At 65.4% G+C, this 17,012-nt stretch carries 16 protein-coding genes; 11 read left to right on the top strand and 5 right to left on the bottom strand.

Annotation, left to right across the window (positions count from 1 at the left end):
* The first annotated feature begins 47 nt into the window (after positions 1 to 47).
* The 8 genes from ASE52_RS18330 to ASE52_RS18365 all read left to right on the top strand — a co-directional run bounded on the left by ASE52_RS18330 (position 48) and on the right by ASE52_RS18365 (position 10,673).
* On the top strand, positions 48 to 1,955 hold the full coding sequence (locus ASE52_RS18330; RefSeq protein ID WP_057228132.1) for an ABC transporter permease: 1,908 nt from the start codon (positions 48 to 50) through the stop codon (positions 1,953 to 1,955).
* The gene (locus ASE52_RS18335; protein ID WP_057228134.1) at positions 1,952 to 2,737 is read left to right on the top strand and encodes an ABC transporter ATP-binding protein; all 786 of its coding nucleotides are present in this window, start codon (positions 1,952 to 1,954) and stop codon (positions 2,735 to 2,737) included. Before ASE52_RS18330 ends, ASE52_RS18335 begins: the two co-directional genes overlap by 4 nt.
* Before the next feature lie 2 nt (positions 2,738 to 2,739).
* Entirely contained in the window at positions 2,740 to 3,483 is a 744-nt protein-coding gene (locus ASE52_RS18340; protein ID WP_057228137.1) for an ABC transporter ATP-binding protein, read from the top strand.
* A gap of 71 nt (positions 3,484 to 3,554) precedes the next feature.
* Positions 3,555 to 4,280, top strand: a complete 726-nt coding sequence (gene pncA / locus ASE52_RS18345; RefSeq protein ID WP_057228567.1) for a bifunctional nicotinamidase/pyrazinamidase — start codon at positions 3,555 to 3,557, stop codon at positions 4,278 to 4,280.
* A 120-nt stretch (positions 4,281 to 4,400) separates the two neighbouring features.
* Positions 4,401 to 5,573, top strand: coding sequence for an ABC transporter substrate-binding protein (locus tag ASE52_RS18350; RefSeq protein WP_198928124.1), 1,173 nt, complete (start codon positions 4,401 to 4,403; stop codon positions 5,571 to 5,573).
* Between the two features lie 17 nt (positions 5,574 to 5,590).
* Positions 5,591 to 6,097, top strand: a complete 507-nt coding sequence (locus ASE52_RS18355) for a (2Fe-2S)-binding protein (protein WP_057228139.1) — start codon at positions 5,591 to 5,593, stop codon at positions 6,095 to 6,097.
* Positions 6,094 to 9,816, top strand: a complete 3,723-nt coding sequence (locus ASE52_RS18360) for a molybdopterin cofactor-binding domain-containing protein (RefSeq protein WP_057228141.1) — start codon at positions 6,094 to 6,096, stop codon at positions 9,814 to 9,816. The genes ASE52_RS18355 and ASE52_RS18360 overlap by 4 nt, the downstream gene beginning before the upstream one ends.
* A gap of 113 nt (positions 9,817 to 9,929) precedes the next feature.
* Positions 9,930 to 10,673, top strand: coding sequence for a hypothetical protein (locus ASE52_RS18365; protein WP_241777047.1), 744 nt, complete (start codon positions 9,930 to 9,932; stop codon positions 10,671 to 10,673).
* Positions 10,674 to 11,167: 494 nt separating this feature from the next.
* Here the strand turns inward: ASE52_RS18365 and ASE52_RS18370 are convergent, their stop codons facing one another.
* Both ASE52_RS18370 and ASE52_RS18375 read right to left on the bottom strand, forming a co-directional pair.
* Entirely contained in the window at positions 11,168 to 11,713 is a 546-nt protein-coding gene (locus ASE52_RS18370; RefSeq protein WP_082606926.1) for an EVE domain-containing protein, read from the bottom strand.
* A gap of 112 nt (positions 11,714 to 11,825) precedes the next feature.
* Positions 11,826 to 12,446 carry a LysE family transporter gene (locus ASE52_RS18375; RefSeq protein WP_057228145.1) on the bottom strand — a complete coding sequence of 207 codons (621 nt, stop codon included), beginning with the start codon at positions 12,444 to 12,446 and terminating at the stop codon, positions 11,826 to 11,828.
* Positions 12,447 to 12,547: 101 nt separating this feature from the next.
* Here ASE52_RS18375 and ASE52_RS18380 point away from each other — a divergent pair, with 101 nt between their 5' ends.
* A complete protein-coding gene (locus ASE52_RS18380) occupies positions 12,548 to 12,997 on the top strand; it encodes an Lrp/AsnC family transcriptional regulator (protein ID WP_057228147.1) in 450 nt (149 codons plus the stop codon).
* Positions 12,998 to 13,058: 61 nt separating this feature from the next.
* Here the strand turns inward: ASE52_RS18380 and ASE52_RS18385 are convergent, their stop codons facing one another.
* The 3 genes from ASE52_RS18385 to ASE52_RS18395 all read right to left on the bottom strand — a co-directional run bounded on the left by ASE52_RS18385 (position 13,059) and on the right by ASE52_RS18395 (position 14,847).
* Positions 13,059 to 13,487 (bottom strand): VOC family protein, encoded by a 429-nt coding sequence (locus ASE52_RS18385; protein WP_057228150.1) that lies wholly within the window; start codon positions 13,485 to 13,487, stop codon positions 13,059 to 13,061.
* 15 nt (positions 13,488 to 13,502) lie between these two features.
* Entirely contained in the window at positions 13,503 to 13,880 is a 378-nt protein-coding gene (locus tag ASE52_RS18390; RefSeq protein ID WP_010466874.1) for a VOC family protein, read from the bottom strand.
* 85 nt (positions 13,881 to 13,965) lie between these two features.
* Entirely contained in the window at positions 13,966 to 14,847 is an 882-nt protein-coding gene (locus ASE52_RS18395; protein WP_082606953.1) for a helix-turn-helix domain-containing protein, read from the bottom strand.
* 103 nt (positions 14,848 to 14,950) lie between these two features.
* Here ASE52_RS18395 and pobA point away from each other — a divergent pair, with 103 nt between their 5' ends.
* The gene (gene pobA / locus ASE52_RS18400; protein WP_057228154.1) at positions 14,951 to 16,123 is read left to right on the top strand and encodes a 4-hydroxybenzoate 3-monooxygenase; all 1,173 of its coding nucleotides are present in this window, start codon (positions 14,951 to 14,953) and stop codon (positions 16,121 to 16,123) included.
* 326 nt (positions 16,124 to 16,449) lie between these two features.
* The gene (locus ASE52_RS26065; protein WP_198928125.1) at positions 16,450 to 16,611 is read left to right on the top strand and encodes a hypothetical protein; all 162 of its coding nucleotides are present in this window, start codon (positions 16,450 to 16,452) and stop codon (positions 16,609 to 16,611) included.
* Positions 16,612 to 17,012: the final 401 nt, after the last annotated feature.

Here is a 17,012-nt window from a genome sequence, read left to right on the forward strand (position 1 = left end):
CGCCGACCTGCAGGGATGGACCTTGCCGTGACCCCGAAGGATGTGGAATGAGTTTTTCGAGTTTTATCGTTCAGCTGCTCAACGGCCTGGCGGGGGCCTCCTCGCTGTTCCTGGTGGGCGCCGGGCTGTCGCTGATCTTCGGTGTCACGCGCATCGTCAACTTTGCGCATGGCTCGTTCTTCATGGTCGGCATCTATGTGGCCTATTCGCTGGTGGCCAAGCTGGGCACCGGCCTGGGCTTCTGGCCCGCGCTGCTGCTGGCGGCCGTCGTGGTGGGGGCGTTGGGCGCTTTGGTGGAGGTGGTGCTGCTGCGCCGCATCTACAAGGCACCCGAGCTGTTCCAGCTGCTGGCCACGTTTGCGCTGGTGCTGGTCATCAAGGACGCCGCGCTGTGGTTCTGGGGGCCTGAAGAGCTGCTGGGTCCGCGCGCGCCGGGGTTGTCGGGCTCCGTCAATATCTTGGGGCGGCAGTTTCCGTCCTACGACCTGTTTCTGATCGTTGTCGGGCCGGTGGTTCTGGGCCTGCTGTGGCTGCTGCTCACCCGCACGCGTTGGGGCACGCTGGTGCGCGCCGCCACGCAAGACCGCGAGATGGTCAGCGCGCTGGGCGTGAACCAGGCCTGGCTGTTCACGGCCGTGTTTGCGCTGGGCGCCCTGCTGGCGGGCCTGGGTGGTGCGCTGCAGCTGCCGCGCGAGCCCGCCACGCTGGAGATGGATCTCAACACCATCGGCGCCGCCTTTGTGGTGGTCGTGGTGGGGGGCATGGGCTCCATTCCAGGCGCGTATGTGGCCGCGCTGCTGATCGCCGAGATCAAGGCCATCTGCATCTGGCTGGGCGTCGTCGAGATTTTTGGCATCAGCGTGTCGTTCTCCAAGCTCACGCTGGTGGTTGAATTTTTGGTGATGGCCGTGGTGCTGGTCTGGCGCCCCTGGGGCCTCATGGGCAAGCCACAGGGCGTGAGCCGCAACACCGGCCTGCCCGAAGTGCCCCTGCGTGAGCCCGAGCGTTGGTTCAAGATCGGCGGGGCGGTGCTGGTGGCGGCGCTGGTACTGCTGCCGTTGCTGACCACGGGCTCGCCGTACCTCACGGTGCTGATGATCGACCTGCTGATCGCCGCGCTGTTTGCGGCCAGCCTGCACTTCATCATGGGTCCGGCTGGGATGCATTCGTTCGGCCATGCGGCGTATTTTGGCCTGGGCGCCTATGCCGCCGCACTGCTGGTGCGTTCGGCGGGTATTCCCATGGAATTGGCGCTGGTGCTGGCGCCGCTGGCGGCGGCTGCGGGTGCGCTGCTTTACGGCTGGTTCTGTGTGCGCCTGTCGGGCGTCTACCTGGCCATGCTGACGCTGGCGTTTGCCCAGATCACCTGGGCCATCTGCTACCAGTGGGATGGATTCACGGGCGGCAGCAATGGCCTCACGGGCGTGTGGCCTGCAGAGTGGCTGTCGGACAAACGCAATTACTACTACCTCACGCTGGCCCTGGTAGTGGGCGGCGTGCTGCTGCTGCGCCGCGTGCTGTTCTCGCCCTTTGGTTATGCGCTGCGCGCAGGGCGTGACTCGGTGCTGCGTGCAGACGCCATTGGCATCGATGTGAAACGCATGCAATGGACGGCCTTCGTGATCGCCGGCCTGTTCGCCGGCCTGGGCGGCGCGCTGTTCGCGTTCTCCAAAGGCAGCATCTCGCCCGAGACGCTGCACGTGGGCCGCTCGGTCGATGGCCTGGTGATGGTGCTGCTGGGTGGCATTCAGACGCTGGCTGGCCCCGTGGTGGGCGCCGTCACCTTCACCTGGCTGCACGATACCGTGGCGCGCAATACCGACTACTGGCGTGCCATGCTGGGCGCCATCATCCTGATCTTGGTGCTGCTCTTCCCGCAGGGCATTGCGGGCGCCATCAAGCAGCTCTTTGACAACCAGCGCGAAGCCAAGAACACGAAGGAGGGCAAGGCATGAGCTTGCTCAAAGTCACAGGCCTGGGTAAATCCTTTGGTGGCGTCAAAGCGGTGGATGGCATCCACTTCGAGCTGGCCGCTGGTGAGCTGCTGGCGCTCATCGGCCCGAACGGCGCGGGCAAGTCCACCACCTTCAACATGGTCAACGGCCAGCTGCCGGCCGACGTGGGCTCGATCCAGCTTAACGGCCAGGAGCTGGTGGGCCGCAAGCCTCGCGACATCTGGCGCATGGGCGTGGGTCGCACCTTCCAGATCGCCGAAACCTTTGCTTCGCTCACGGTGGTGGAGAACGTGCAGATGGCACTGATCTCCAGCGACAGCCGTTTGTTCTCGATGTGGCGCAAGGCCGCGGACCACAAGCGCGATGAAGCCCTGGCGCTGCTGGACCAGGTGGGCATGAAGTCCCAAGCCGACCGCCCCTGCAGCGTGCTCGCCTATGGCGATGTGAAACGGGTGGAACTGGCCATCGCCATGGCCAACAGCCCGAAGCTGCTGCTCATGGATGAACCCACCGCCGGCATGGCGCCCAAGGAGCGCAATGAACTCATGGCGCTCACCAAGCAACTGGTGATCGACCGCAACATGGCCGTGCTGTTCACCGAACACAGCATGGACGTGGTGTTCGCCTATGCCGACCGCATGATCGTGTTGGCGCGCGGGCGGCTCATTGCCGAGGGCAAGCCGCTGGAGCTGCGCGACCACCCCAAGGTGCAGGAGGTTTACTTCGGCACCGGCAAGACCTTCGAGAAGAAAACGGCAGCCGCTGCTGCAGAGGCCGCATGAGCATGACGACCAACGAACCCAAAGAACTGCTGCTGCAGGCCAAGGGGCTGCAAGCCTGGTACGGCGCGGCGCAAATCCTGTATGACGTGGATTTGGATGTGCGCCGTGGCGAAGTCGTGGCCCTGATGGGCCGCAACGGCGCCGGCAAATCCACCACGCTCAAGACGCTGATGGGCATGCTCGCCAAGCGCAAGGGCAGCATCCAGTTCATGGGCAAGGACATCTCCAAAAGCGACCCGCACGACGCCGCGCGCCTGGGCCTGGGCTTTGTGCCTGAGGACCGCCGTGTGTTCACCGACCTCACGGTGATGGAAAACCTGGAAGTGGGCCGCCAGCCCGCGCGCCACTGGCCAGATGGCACGGCAGCGCCTGTGTGGACGCCCGAGCGCTTGTTCAAGCTCTTCCCCAATCTGGGCGAAATGCCCCAGCGCCCTGGCGGGCGCATGAGCGGCGGTGAGCAGCAGATGCTGACCGTGGCGCGCACGCTCATGGGCAACCCGTACCTGGTGCTGCTGGACGAGCCTTCCGAAGGCGTGGCGCCCGTCATCGTGGAGCAGATGGCACACATGATCCTGGAGCTGAAAGAGCAGGGCGTGAGCATTCTGCTGTCCGAGCAGAACATGCACTTTGCGGAGCTGGTGTCCGACCGCGCCTATGTGCTGGAGAAGGGGCAGATCCGCTACCAGGCCACGATGGCCGAGTTGGCCGCCAACGAGGAAGTTCGGCGGGCCTACCTCAGTGTTTGAAGACGTTCCCGGGCCTGGCCCTACCGGGCCGTGGCCAATGTGTCAGTGCGTTCCCAACCGGAGTGTTCACCATGCAAACAGCCCTGCGTCGTCGCTTTCTTCTTCAATCGGCCGCATTCACCGCGGCCGGAGCCAGTTTCCCCGCCACCTGGGCGGCGGGCAAGATCAAGCCCGGTGAGCGAGCGGCGCTCATCGTGGTCGATGTGCAGAACTGCTTCGTCCCCGGCGGAACCCTGCCGGTGGCCAAGGGCGACGAAGTGGTGCCGGTCATCAACCGAATTGCCACGGCGTTTGAAAACGTGGTGGTCACACAGGACTGGCACACCCAGGGCCACGCCTCGTTTGCCAGTACCCATGCGGGCAAGAAGCCGTTCGAGACCGCCAAGCTCAGCTACGGCCAGCAGGTGCTGTGGCCCGACCATTGTGTACAGGGCACCGACGATGCCGCCCTGCACAAAGACCTCAAGGTGCCCCAGGCGCAGGTGATTCTGCGCAAGGGCTTTCACCAGCATGTGGACAGCTATTCGGCGTTTGAAGAGGCCGACCGCAAAACCTCCACAGGCCTGGCGGGTTACCTGAAGCAGCGTGGCATCAAGACGGTGTTTGTCACCGGCCTGGCCACCGACTTCTGCGTGGCCTGGACGGCGCTCGACGCAAAACGTCTGGGCTTCGAGACTTATGTGGTCGAAGATGCCTGCCGTGCCATTGACCTCAATGGCTCGCTGGACGTTGCCTGGAAAAACATGAAGGCCAAAGGCGTCAAGCGCATTCAGTCCAGCGACATCGATATCGCCTGATGGCGCACTGCTCTGGTGCGGCGGTACCAGGGTTTGACAGATTCACAACACCCCGCAGAAATGGTTGCACACCCGCTCCGCTTGCAGGGAAACTTGCGCCTTTGATGTAAGGAGCGTTTCATGAAATGTCGTGGGATGGATGACAGGGGCATCGACCGCCGGGTGGTGCTGACAACCCTGGCCGCCGCTGCTCTGGCAGTGGCTGGCCCGGCCGCCGCCGAGACCGGGGTGACGGACACCCGCATCAAGGTGGGGCAGTCGGCCGTTTTCACGGGGCCAGCCAAGGATTTCGGGGTGGACTACAAGGCGGGCATTGCGCTCTACTTTGACAAGGTCAACAAGACCGGTGGCGTGCAGGGGCGTTCGCTGGAACTCGTCTCCCACGACGATGCCTACGACCCCAAGAAAACCGCAGAGAACACCACGCGCCTCATTGATGAAGACAAGGTTTTTGCCCTGATCGGCTATGTGGCCACCGGGAATCTGATCGCCGCCATGCCCATTGCCGAGAAGGCGGGCGTGCCCATGTTTGCGCCACTGGTGGGCACCACCTCGTTTCGCACCAACCACAACCGCTACCTGTTCCATGTGCGCGCCAGCTACGAAACGGAACTGCGCAAAATCGTGGGGCACCTGGCCACCCTTGGCATCAATAACATTGCCGTCATCTATCAGAACAGCGCGTTCGGCAAATCCAACCTCGACACCTGCCTGCAAATTGCGCAAGGGCTGAAGGTCAAGGTGGTGGAGACCGTGCCCATGGAGATTGCTGCCACCGACGCCAAAGCCCAGTCGGCGGCCCTCACCAAGGCGCAGCCCGGTGCCGTGGTGATGATCATGGCCGGCAAGATGGTGGAGGTGTTCCTGCGCGACTATCGCACCAGTGGCAGCGCTGCACCGCTGTACACCATTTCGGTTGGCATCACCGACGCCCCGGGCTCGGCCCAGCGCCTGAACGGTGGCCTGGAGGGGCTGGTCACGGCCAGTATCGTCCCCTCGCCGCAGGCCAGTCGCCTGCCCATCGTGGTGGACTACCGCAAGGACCGCACCGACGCGGGCGAGAAGATCGACAGCTACACCATGCTGGAGGGCTACATCGCTGCGCGCGTTTTTGTGGAGGGCCTCAAACGTGTGGGCCGCAACCTCACGCGCGAGGGTTTCATCAAGGCCATGGAAGACATGGGCACGACCAAGATCGGTGACTTTCCGCTGCAATATGGGCCCAACAACCACAATGGCTCCAACTTCGTGGACCTGGAGATGTACACGCGCACCGGGTCGCTCCGACGCTGAGGACACCCCAAAGAGACATGCACGCGCCCGCTTCGCCTCACACCGTGGTCGTCAATGGCCAGCCTTGTGTTCTTCCGCCGAAAACCTCGGCCAGCGCCACGCTGCTGCACGTGCTGCGCAACGACCTGTCGCTCAACGGCCCCAAATACGGCTGCGGCCTGGGGCAGTGTGGCGCGTGCACGGTGTTGGTGGATGGAGTCGCTGCTCGGGCCTGCGTGATCCCGGCGCAGGGCGCTGCGGGCCGCGAGGTGACGACGCTGGAGGGCCTGCCTGCACGCTGCGGCAACGGCCACGGCCTGCACCCGGTGCAGCAGGCTTTTGTGGATGCGCAGGCGGCTCAGTGTGGCTATTGCCTGAATGGCATGGTGATGATGGCCGTGGCCTTGCTGGAGCGAAACCCCGACCCCGATGAAGCCGCCGTGCGTCGAGAGCTGTCGGGCAACCTGTGCCGCTGTGGCACTCATGTCGAAATCGTCCGTGCCGTGCTGCGCGCGGCCGTGCTGATGCGCGAGGCCCAGGCATGAGTACGGCAACCGAAAACGTCCTGCCCCTGCGCGCCCACACCCCGCTCACCCGCGCCGATTTCCATGCCGCCCAGAGCGTGCTGCTGGTCGTGCGCAACCCACCGCCCGCGCCGCCGCCCGTCAAGGGCCAGCCAGCCCTGGTGGCGGGCAACCCGGCCGAGGGCGTGGAGATATTGATCGCCGTGTGGGACGACGGCAGCGTGACCGCGCTCAACGGCCACGTGGACCTGGGCACTGGCATCCGCACCGCGCTGGCGCAGATCGTGGCCGAAGAGCTGGACGTGGCCCTCGACAAGGTCAACATGGTGCTGGGCGACACCACGCGTGCGCCCAACCAGGGCGCCACGATTGCGAGTGCGTCCATCCAGATCCACGCCAAGCCTTTGCGAGCCGCTGCTGCGCAGGCGCGTCACTGGCTGGTGGCGCAGGCCGCAGAGCGGCTGGGTGTGAAGGTTGATGAACTTCAGGTGCGTGCGGGTGTGGTTCAGGTTGCGGCCGATCCATCGCGCCAGGTTGCCTATGGCCCGCTGCTCGCGGGCACACACACCACGCTGGAGCTGGCCGATGCCACGCCCACCAAGCCAGCGGCGGACTATCGCCTCGTCGGCCAGTCCGTGCCGCGCGTGGACATCCCCGCCAAGGTCAGCGGCGAGCTGGTTTTTGTGCACGACATGCGTGTGCCCGGCATGCTGCATGGCCGTGTGGTGCGCCCGCCGTATGCGGGGGCCGACCATGGCGATTTCATCGGCAACACGCTGGCATCGGTGGACCAGGCGTCCATCGCGCACATCCCTGGCATACGCGCGGTGGTGGTGATCCGCGACTTCGTGGGCATCGTCGCCGAGCGCGAGGAACAGGCCGAGCAGGCCTTGCGCGAGCTGAAAGTGCAATGGAAGGACTGGCCCGGCTTCCCGCGCCAGGACAGCACCGAGGCGCTGGAGCAGGCCATTCGCGCCAACCCTGCCACCCAGCGCCGCCTGGTGGACGAGGGCGATGTCGATGCCGCCCTGGCCGCTGCCGATCAGCCGATGCCGCGCACCTACGTGTGGCCATACCAGATGCATGCCTCCATCGGCCCGTCCTGCGCGGTGGCCGAGTGGCGCAGCGGCGACAACGCAGGCCGCCCGCGCATGACCGTGTGGGCCGGTACGCAGAACCCGCACGTGCTGCGCGCCGACCTGGCGCGTCTGATGGGGCTGGTCGATGTGGACATTGACCTGATCCGCATGGAGGCCGCCGGTTGTTATGGACGCAACGGCGCGGATGACGTGGCCGCAGACGCCGCGCTGCTGTCGCGCGCGGTGGGCGCCCCGGTGCGGGTACAGCTCACGCGCGAGCAGGAGCATTTGTGGGAGCCCAAGGGCACGGCGCAGCTCATGCAGGTGCGCGGCGGGCTCAACGCCGATGGCTCGGTGGCGGCGTATGACTTCGAGACCTCGTACCCGTCGAACGGCGCCCCTACGCTGGCCCTGCTGCTTACGCGCACCATCGAGCCTGTGGCCCAGGCCTATGAGATGGGCGACCGCACCGCCCGCCCGCCGTACAGCTACGACAACCTGCGCGTTGCCGTGAACGATATGGCACCCATCGTGCGTGCCTCGTGGTTGCGTGGGGTGTCGGCGTTGCCCAATTCGTTTGCGCACGAATCCTATGTGGACGAATTGGCCACGGCCGCCGGGGTGGACCCAGTCGTTTTCCGCCTGCAACTGCTCAACGACCCGCGCGCCGCAGAACTGGTGCAGGCCACGGCAGAAAAAGCCGGCTGGGTGCGCCGCACCGGCCCGCTGCAGCGGGAATTGGACGGCGACTGGGTGCAGGGCCAGGGCTTTGCCTACGCGCGCTACATCCACAGCAAGTGGCCCGGCTTTGGCGCAGCCTGGGCGGCTTGGGTGGCCGATGTGGAGGTCAACAAGAAGACCGGCGAGGTGCATGTGCGCCGCGTGGTCGTGGGGCACGACGCGGGCCTGATGGTGAACCCCGCGGGCGTGGAGCAGCAGGTACATGGCAATGTGTTGCAGACCACCAGCCGGGCTCTCAAGGAGCAGGTGACGTTCGAGCCGATCAAGCAGGCCGTGGACAACCGCGAATGGGGCAGCTACCCGATCCTGAGCTTCCGCGAAGTGCCTGTCATCGAGGTCATGCACATGCCACGGCAGGACGAGGCGCCGTTGGGCTCGGGCGAGTCGTCGTCCGTGCCGGGCACGGCGGCGATTGCCAACGCGATCTTTGATGCGACGGGTGTGCGCTTTCGCGTGCCGCCGTTCACGCCGGAAGTGGTGCGCGCGGGGCTCAATCCACTGCCCGGTGGCGCGGTTGATGCCGCTGCGGGCAGTAGCCCACCCGCAGAGCCCGCCGAGGTATTGCCCACGCTGGAACTGCCCGCACCCACTGTGCCCGCCAGCGCCACTTGGCCCCGCACACGCAGCCCCTGGGCACGTGCACTTGCCTTGGCCGCCGGTGGCCTGGCCATGGGCGCGGCACTGCTGGGCTGGCGCCCGTCCATCGCACCCGTGGTGCAGACGGCGGGTGCCTCGGTCTACAACGCTGCCACCATCGAGCGCGGCCGCCTGCTGGCCGCTGCGGGCGACTGCGTGGTGTGCCACACCGCACCGGGCGGCACGCCCAACACGGGCGGCCGCGCCATGGACACGCCGTTCGGCAAGGTCACCACCACCAACCTCACGCCCGACGCCGAGACCGGCATCGGCCAGTGGTCCTTCAGCGCCTTCCAGCGCGCCATGCGCGAAGGCATCTCGCGCGATGGCAAACACCTGTACCCCGCGTTCCCGTACACGTCGTTCGCCAAGATGAGCGACGACGACCTGACCGCGCTGTATGCCTACCTCATGGCGCAGCCTGCAGTGCGGGCCGAGGTGCCCAAGACGGAACTGGCCTTCCCCTTCAGCGTGCGCCCTTTGATGGCCGGCTGGAACGCGCTGTTCCACGACGCCACGCCCTTCAAGCCTGATCCAACACGCCCACCCGAATGGAACCGGGGCGCCTACCTGGTGCAGGGCATGGGCCACTGCGGCGCCTGCCACACGCCACGCAATGCGCTGGGTGCCGAGCTGGGCGGGGCGGCTTTCCTGTCCGGCGCCATGGTCGATGGCTGGGAAGCGCCTGCACTTACCGGCTTGGCAAAAGCGCCCGTGCCCTGGACGGCCGATGCGCTGTATGGCTACCTGCGCCACGGCCACAGCCCGCTGCACGGCAGTGCCTCCGGCCCCATGGCACCTGTGGTGCGCGAACTGGCGCATTTGCCCGACGACGATATCCGCGCCATGGCGGGCTACCTCGCCTCGTTCACCGCCACTGAGCCAGCGGCCGACCCCCAGATGCAGGCACAAACCGCCGTGGCCCAGGCTGCCGCGCTGGCCCCGCAACCCGGCCAGGCCCAGCGCCTGTTCGATGGCGCCTGCGCCGCCTGCCACCACGACGGCGACGGCCCGCGCCTGCTGGGCGTGAACGTGCCCCTGGCGCTTAACAGCAACCTGCACAGCGACCGGCCCGACAACCTGCTGCAGGTCATCGTGCACGGCATCCGTGAGCCCGCCACGCGCGACATCGGTTTCATGCCCGCGTTCGGCCACACGCTCAGCGATGCGCAAATCGCCGAGTTGGCAGGCTACATGCGCCAGCGCTATGCGCCGGGCCGCCCGGCGTGGCGAGATGTGTCCGAGGCGCTGGTGCGTGTGCGGGCGGGGCCTGCGCATCCCTGATGGAATTTCGGGCCCTGGCGCAGGTTGGATAAGCGCGAGAGGCTATCAAAAACAGAGTGCGAAAAAGGCAGCGTTCGGCACGACAATCGGGCCACCACGGCAGACCTGCGACCATGACCCCAGCCTTCCCTCCGCCATCGCACGGTGGCCCCCGCACCGGGCTCCCGCGTGTATGCCACGCGCGCCTAGTGGCTGTGCTGGCACTGTGTTGTGTGGCGCTATCGGCCTGCGGGCCTGAATTGCAAGGGTCACCCAAGCCGCCCAAGGCGTTTGGCCCCGTGCAGAGCAGCTGGTTCGGCTGCCCGCCCCTGCAAGGGGTGTACGCCTGGCCTCCAGTCGATGCCAGCGGCGTGCATGGCAACAGGCCGTCCAACCGCCGGTGGGAGCAGGGCGGGCTGCCCTTTTATGTCAATGGGCCCGAGATGCAGATATGGGTGCAGCAGGCGGGTGGGGAGACGACCCTGCGCACGCGCACCATCAACCGCGCACGCAACATACGCTCTTCCCTTACTCGCCGATGGAGCCTGGTCACCTACGGCGGCGCGCAGACGCGTTGCACCTCCGGCATGCTCGACGTGGTTCCCCAGGACATCCCCGAGGGCAAGGATGCTGGGGACACGGGCGTTCTCCAGGGTTTTCGCCTTGCGCTGCTGAAGGATGGTGCGCTGGCTGTGGGCACCCGCACCGTCTCCACGGGGAACAAGGGCTCTTACTTCTCCTGGGGTGGCCAGTCCTACGGTACCTACGACGCGCCCGATGTTGAAACCTGGTCATGGTCCAAACTGACCCGCACTGCCCCTGGAGACCGGGAGCCCTCGATCGTGGATGCCTACGTGCCGGGTGCCACTGCGCCGTAGAGCGTGTTTGCGCCCCCCGGGTGGCGATGTAGGGTGCGCACCAGCCACGGGGCGGCGTCTGAAAAAAGCCGCGAACTTCCCCTTTTATCGCGCTACCGCCAGTGCTGCTACCTCGGCACAGTGGCGTGAGGGCTTGGTCCATGGCGGGGCAGGCCCGGGTGCTTGTAGGTCTGCGGGCCTGCAACATGCACAGTGATCCGTCGGCCTGCCTGCGCGGTGGCCGAAGACTTTCCTCCAAGGAGCAGACCATGCCTACTGGTGAACTGGAAATCCACGCGATCGTGCTGCGCATGATGCGCGAAGGCTATGCCGCCCTGAGCGCGGCCCAACGAAGAATTGTGGATGCGTTGATGGCCGTGTGTTAGCGCGGCTCACAAAACTCCCCTGGCGGCGTTGTCCCGTCTTGTCGTACTGCCTGTGTTGCCACGGCAGGTGCCAGCCCCCATGTGGCGCCCCTGTAGGCCGGTCAGTGTTTGCCGCCCGGTAGCGCGCGGCTATGTCCAATGGAGCAATGTGGCGTCTGCCCCCATTGCCTGCGCGATAAGGCGCATGTCGTGGTCGCTGACGGCAAACAGCCCAAAGCGGAACTTGCCGCCCCAATGCGTGCGGTCGTCCACAAACTCAAAGTCGTCCAGCAGCGGCGCAATCGCAGCCTCCCGCGCAGGCACATAGGCCACGTCCTTGCGAAACGGCACAAACCCGCCGCCCATGTCAAACGCATACGGATCGCCTGCGAGAACAATGCCGATGGAGACAAATGCCTGCAGCCGGTCCTTGCCACCCATGGTGACCGTGGGCGAGTAGTAGGCCACGCGGTCTCCCGGCTGGATGCGCTTGAGCGGCGCGGCCTTGCCATGGCACACCTGCATGTAGCCTGCGCCTGGCGCAGCACATCCGCGGCGAGCATGCTGGGCACTGGCCACCGCAATCCAGTTGCGGCGTGGTGGGGCCGCGGGGGTTTCTGTCACGAAGGGGGCCAGTGCCGTGGACGTGGGCTCGGCGTCCCGCCACAGGGCTTGCTGAAGCAAGGCGTCGGTCATGGAAAGCTCCTTGAGGGGAAAGAAGCCGTGATGGTGCGGGTGCGCTGCTGACAGCGCAGTGTCAGTACCTTTGGAGCATTACCTCGTTGGCTGCGAGATCGCAGGCACGTTCTTAGACGAGCTGTACCCATTGCCACAGCGCGAACCCACCCAGCAGCAGTGCCGAGGCCTGGTTGATGCGCTGGCGCCAGGTTGGCGTGAAGCGCCGCCGCTGGTACGCAATCGCGCCGGTCAGCAGCAGCCACCACGCTGCCGAGCCCGCCAGAACGCCCGCCACCATCCACAGCGGGGACGGCATGGCTTGCTGGCCACCGCCCAGCGACCCAAACACCGCGATGAAAGAAACGATGGTGGCCGGGTTGGCCAGCGTCAACGCGAAGGTGCCCGCAGCCAGGCCCAGCAGGCCACGCGCATCGCGCGCCGGTGCCGCGGTGTGGGCCACCGGCGCATGCCAGGTGCGCCAGGCCAGCACCAGCAGCAACGCGCCGCCGCCGAGCGCGAGCGGTGTCTTGGCGCTGGCGAGCAGGTCGATCAGCCAGCGCACGCTGAAGGCGCCGATGGCGCCGTACACCGCGTCTGCGGCAGCGGCGCCCAGGCCCGTGGCCAGCCCGGCCGCCAGGCCCCGCTCCAGGGTGCGCTGCATCGTCAGCAGGCCGATGGGGCCAACGGGCGCCGCGATGAGGACGCCAATGATGGCGGCTTGGAGAAACAGGGTGAGTGAGGCGAAGTCCATGCACCAATGCTAGGGCGGTGGTTTGCGATGGAGAATGCAGAAAATTAGGTATTGTTGAATATTGATTTCGATTTCTTCCGCTTCTACCGATAAAGGCTTTTATGGAAGTCGATGACAAGGCTTGGCGGCTCATCACCGCGTTGCAGGCCGATGGGCGTATCTCACTCAAAGACCTGGCGCACACGGTAGGGCTGTCGGTGCCCGCCACCTTGGAGCGCCTGCGGCGTCTGCAGGAGGCTGGGGTTGTGCGTGGCGTGCACGCCGACATCGACCCCGCCAAGGTCGGCTACGGCGTGCGCGCCGTGGTGGGCATCAACGTGCCGCAGCCCGGCAAGAAGGCGCTGATTGACAAGCTGCGCCAGTCAGCGCGGGTGCTGGAGTGCCACCATGTCAGTGGCAACGATTCGTATGTGCTGCAGGTGGTCGCGCGCGATTTGCCGGACCTGGAACGTTTTCTGGCGGACATCAATGGCTATGGCGAAACACGCACATCCATCGTGTTCTCCACGCCGATACCGCTGCGTGGCCTGGCCCGTCCCGAGGGCGAATAGTGCCGTGACGGGCTTGGGCCGGCGGGGGGCGACAAGCCCCAGCCTTCAGAACCTCAGAACCTCAGAACGTCACCTTGACCGACGGCGCGCTGCGCTGGGCCTCGCCGTGGAACACGGCCTCGATGTTGTTCCCGTCCGGGTCCAGCACAAACGCGGCGTAGTAGCCAGGGTGGTAGGGGCGTTCGCCGGGCGCGCCGTTGTCGGTGCCGCCATGGGCCAGCGCGGCTTGGTAGAAGGCATCCACCATCGCCCGGTCCTGCGCCTGGAAGGCCAGGTGCGTGCGGCCGGTCAGGTGGCCTTGCGCAGCGAGGCTGTCTGCTGACGACACAAACAGCTCATCCGCCCAGAAATATCCCTCGTCCGCGCCACCCATCGGCACCTTCAGGGCCCCGAGCGCAGCTGTGTAAAACGCCTGGCTGGCCGCCAGGTCGCGCACGACCAGCTGGATGTGGTCAATCAAGCGGCCTCGGTGCAGTTCCTGTGTTTCCATGCGGTTGTCCCTTCTTCAAGAAAGTGCGTGAAGACCCACGCGGTTGCCATCCAAGTCGTGGATGTGTGCAAAAAACCCCATGCCCGGCGGCAGGGCCTGGCGGGGCAGTGCTACCTGGCCGCCCTGGGCTACGGCGCGCTCCAGCGCGGCGTCGAGCGAGGGCGAGGCATCCAGGTACACCAGTGTGCCGCTGCCCGATACCTGCGGCGCCGTAGGGCCCATCATCAGCGCGCCGCCCACGCCGTCTGCAGCGCCGTCGTAGGCAAACACGGCGCCTTCGCTCGGGCCCATGTTCTCGCGGCGCATGGGCTGGCCCAGCACGGTTTCATAAAAGGCCTGGGCGCGGTCGAGTTGGGTGGTGGGGATTTCAAACCAGGCGATGGCGTTTTTCATGGAGGCTCCTTGTGTGTGAAAGAAAGAAGCCTCGATGGTGTGCGGGGGCTACTGACAGCGGAGTGTCAGCAGCGTGTCACCGGGCTCACGTGCTGCGGCCCGGGCTCGATGCTGCAACCTGCGCGCGAAAGCTGCGGGGCGACAAGCCTGCATCGCGCGTGAATGCGCGTGTGAAGTACGCCGGGTCTGCATAGCCCAGCGTGTAGGCAATGGTGGCCACGCCCAGGTGGGTGTAGGCCAGGTTGCGCCGCGCTTCGCGCATCAGGCGCGCCTCCACCAGTCGCTGGGCAGACACGCCCGTGGCAGCGCGCGCCACACGGCTCAGGTGCGTGGGCGAAACGGCCAGCGCCCGCGCGTAGTCGGCCACCTGCCAGTGCTCCAGAAAATGCGCCTCGATCAGCGCCTCCAGCCGCTGCACCAGGCTGGACTCTGGTGCAGCGGTGTCGTCGGGACTGTGGTCCTCAATGGCCCGCGCCACCCAGCCCAGCAGCGTGGCGCTCAGGCCCCGCAGCACCAGCGCACGCGCCTTGGCCCGGCCCGAGAACTCCTGCCAGACCTGGCCCATGGCCTGGTGCAGTTCAGGCGGCGCAGGCGCCACAGCGGGCCGCGCCAGGTCGCGCCGCACATCGCCCACGCGCACAAAAATCTCGTCCATCAATTCATCCGCCAGCGTGGCCACCCAGCCCTGCGTGTGCTGCGTAAAGCGGAATGCGTGCACATGCCCCTGCGGCACGTTAATGAGCGCCCCCGCAAACAGCTGGATCCGCTCGCCGTCCAGGTGCGCCACGCCCCCTCCCGAGGTGATCAGCAGCACCTGGTGCAGCCGCGTGTGCCGGTGCGGCGCCAGCTCCCAGTCGTGCAGCACCGAACGCTCGGCAATCGTCTCGCAGTGCAGCACATCGGGCAGGTGCTGCGACTCGCCGAACAGGCTGTACGAGTGGATGGTTCCGATGTTCGAAAAGTGCATGTTCTGGCTCCATCCGTCCATTCAACGCGGCGACTGTGCCACGTATCTTTGGGTGGTCCGTTTGATCAATGTCATGAACGCACCAACCACACCAGGAGACACCATGAAAACCCAGGTTTGCATCATCGGCGGAGGCCCCTCGGGCCTCATGCTCTCGCAGCTCTTGCACCTCAAGGGCATCGACACCATCGTGCTGGAGCGCCAAAGCCGCGAATACGTGCTCGGCCGCATCCGTGCCGGCGTGCTGGAGCACGGCTTTGCCGCACTGATGCGCGAGGCCCAGTGCGGCGAGCGCATGGACAAGGAAGGCGAGATCCACGACGGCTTCATCATCGCCCACGACAGCAAGATGGACCGGGTCGATTTGCACAAGTACAGCGGCGGCAGCTCGGTGGTGGTCTACGGCCAGACCGAGCTGACGCGCGACCTGTACGAAGCGCGCGACCGCATGAAGGGCGTCGTCATCCACAACGCCGAAGACGTGCAGCCGCACGACCTCAAAAGCGCCAACCCGTATGTCACCTACCGCAACGGCGACGAGGTGGTGCGCATCGACTGCGACTTCGTCATCGGCGCCGACGGCTTCCACGGCGTGAGCCGCAAGTCCATCCCGCGCGACGTGCTCAAGGAATACGAAAAGGTCTACCCCTTCGGCTGGCTGGGCGTGCTCTCGCGCACCAAGCCCGTCTCGCCCGAGCTGATCTACGCCAAACACGAGCGCGGCTTTGCGCTGTGCTCGCTGCGCTCGCAGGTGCTGAGCCGCTACTACATCCAGGTGCCGCTGACGGACACCGTGGAAGACTGGTCCGACGAAGCCTTCTGGGCCGAGCTCAAACGCCGCCTGCCTGCCGAAGTGGCCGACAAGCTGATTACGGGTGCCTCCATCGAAAAGTCCATCGCCCCCCTGCGCTCCTTCGTGGCCGAGCCGATGCGCTACGGCAACCTGTTCCTGGCCGGCGACGCGGCCCACATCGTGCCGCCCACCGGCGCACGGGGCCTGAACAGCGCGGCATCCGACATCTACTACCTGTACCACGCCATGGTCGCGCACTACCAAAATGGCGACAGCACCGGCCTCGACAAATACTCCGAGAAGGCCCTGGCCCGCGTGTGGAAGGCCCAGCGCTTCTCATGGTGGATGACGACCATGCTGCACACCTTCCCCGAGTCGCTGGCCTACGACCAGAAGCTGCAGGACACGGACTTGGCGTACCTGTTCTCGTCGGAAAAGGCGCTGGGCTCGCTGGCAGAGAACTACGTGGGGTTGCCGTTCTGAGCGCGCTGCAGTAGCGCTGCTACCCAATCAAAGGCTTGCATGGGGTGTCTCCCTGCAAGCCTTTTTTTGCGCCCAGATCGGCGCTCAGTGCAGGCAGTCGAGTTGGGCAGCGGTCTCCATCTGCTACGCAAAATTTAGGCGGAACTGATGCTTACACCCGCACAGCAGGCCCGATAGCATCGCACCAAGTTTTCAGATCATTTGCCCGGCGCTGTCGATGTGAAATTCGACGACGGCTTGAACACGATGAAGCTGCTGACGCAGCGTTTTGAGGCAGTGCACTGCGCGGTAGTGAGTGCCCATCAACAGCCAGGAAAATCTCAAAGATGGATTGGGTCCCGATAGTCTTCATTGTGTTCAAGGTGGCCGTGTTCGGCACCGGCATGTTCTTCGCCATCAAGTGGCATTACGACCAAGGGAAGAAGGCGAAAGAAGAAGCCAGCGAGCGGAAAATCTTGACTGAACGGGCGCTAGATGCGTCGGAGTAGTCGCTGATTTCTGGCGACGGTCTGGGTTGCATCAACCCAACTACGTGCGAATCACCCCAACCCAAGAGTCCAGACCTGCCAAGGCCGTTGTTTGGCGGGGCTTCAGTTCTATGCCTGCTGGCAATCGATGGCGTGAATTGAGCCACTGCGGCAGTAAGGCAGGACACGCGTTAGAGCCGTTTCTTGCTTGGGGGAGGCTGCTTCAGGTTGACAGCTGAATCTCACCAATGTCGAGTTCGCTGCACCTCGGCTGTTCCAGCTGCCTGGCGACACAGTTCAGATTCCGGATGTTTACATGTAATTAAGGAAACTGGTTTGACTTGATTGAAGAAGCGGCGTCGTGGCTCTCTTGCAGCCGAAAAGGTATATTACTGTATATTTATACAGTATGCATGCCGCCA

Origin of the sequence: Acidovorax sp. Root275, from assembly GCF_001428965.1 — a bacterium.
GTDB lineage: Bacteria > Pseudomonadota > Gammaproteobacteria > Burkholderiales > Burkholderiaceae_C > Acidovorax > Acidovorax radicis.

What these genes read in the sequence shown, in the direction of transcription:
- ASE52_RS18355 (WP_057228139.1), top strand. Translation starts at nt 5,591, where the DNA reads ATGCACGCGCCCGCTTCGCCTCACACCGTGGTCGTCAATGGCCAGCCT.
- ASE52_RS18335 (WP_057228134.1), top strand. Translation starts at nt 1,952, where the DNA reads ATGAGCTTGCTCAAAGTCACAGGCCTGGGTAAATCCTTTGGTGGCGTC.
- ASE52_RS18370 (WP_082606926.1), bottom strand. Translation starts at nt 11,713, where the DNA reads ATGACCGACGCCTTGCTTCAGCAAGCCCTGTGGCGGGACGCCGAGCCC.
- ASE52_RS26065 (WP_198928125.1), top strand. Translation starts at nt 16,450, where the DNA reads ATGGATTGGGTCCCGATAGTCTTCATTGTGTTCAAGGTGGCCGTGTTC.
- pncA (WP_057228567.1), top strand. Translation starts at nt 3,555, where the DNA reads ATGCAAACAGCCCTGCGTCGTCGCTTTCTTCTTCAATCGGCCGCATTC.
- ASE52_RS18390 (WP_010466874.1), bottom strand. Translation starts at nt 13,880, where the DNA reads ATGAAAAACGCCATCGCCTGGTTTGAAATCCCCACCACCCAACTCGAC.
- ASE52_RS18350 (WP_198928124.1), top strand. Translation starts at nt 4,401, where the DNA reads ATGAAATGTCGTGGGATGGATGACAGGGGCATCGACCGCCGGGTGGTG.
- pobA (WP_057228154.1), top strand. Translation starts at nt 14,951, where the DNA reads ATGAAAACCCAGGTTTGCATCATCGGCGGAGGCCCCTCGGGCCTCATG.
- ASE52_RS18380 (WP_057228147.1), top strand. Translation starts at nt 12,548, where the DNA reads ATGGAAGTCGATGACAAGGCTTGGCGGCTCATCACCGCGTTGCAGGCC.
- ASE52_RS18360 (WP_057228141.1), top strand. Translation starts at nt 6,094, where the DNA reads ATGAGTACGGCAACCGAAAACGTCCTGCCCCTGCGCGCCCACACCCCG.
- ASE52_RS18330 (WP_057228132.1), top strand. Translation starts at nt 48, where the DNA reads ATGAGTTTTTCGAGTTTTATCGTTCAGCTGCTCAACGGCCTGGCGGGG.
- ASE52_RS18340 (WP_057228137.1), top strand. Translation starts at nt 2,740, where the DNA reads ATGACGACCAACGAACCCAAAGAACTGCTGCTGCAGGCCAAGGGGCTG.
- ASE52_RS18395 (WP_082606953.1), bottom strand. Translation starts at nt 14,847, where the DNA reads ATGCACTTTTCGAACATCGGAACCATCCACTCGTACAGCCTGTTCGGC.
- ASE52_RS18385 (WP_057228150.1), bottom strand. Translation starts at nt 13,487, where the DNA reads ATGGAAACACAGGAACTGCACCGAGGCCGCTTGATTGACCACATCCAG.
- ASE52_RS18365 (WP_241777047.1), top strand. Translation starts at nt 9,930, where the DNA reads ATGACCCCAGCCTTCCCTCCGCCATCGCACGGTGGCCCCCGCACCGGG.
- ASE52_RS18375 (WP_057228145.1), bottom strand. Translation starts at nt 12,446, where the DNA reads ATGGACTTCGCCTCACTCACCCTGTTTCTCCAAGCCGCCATCATTGGC.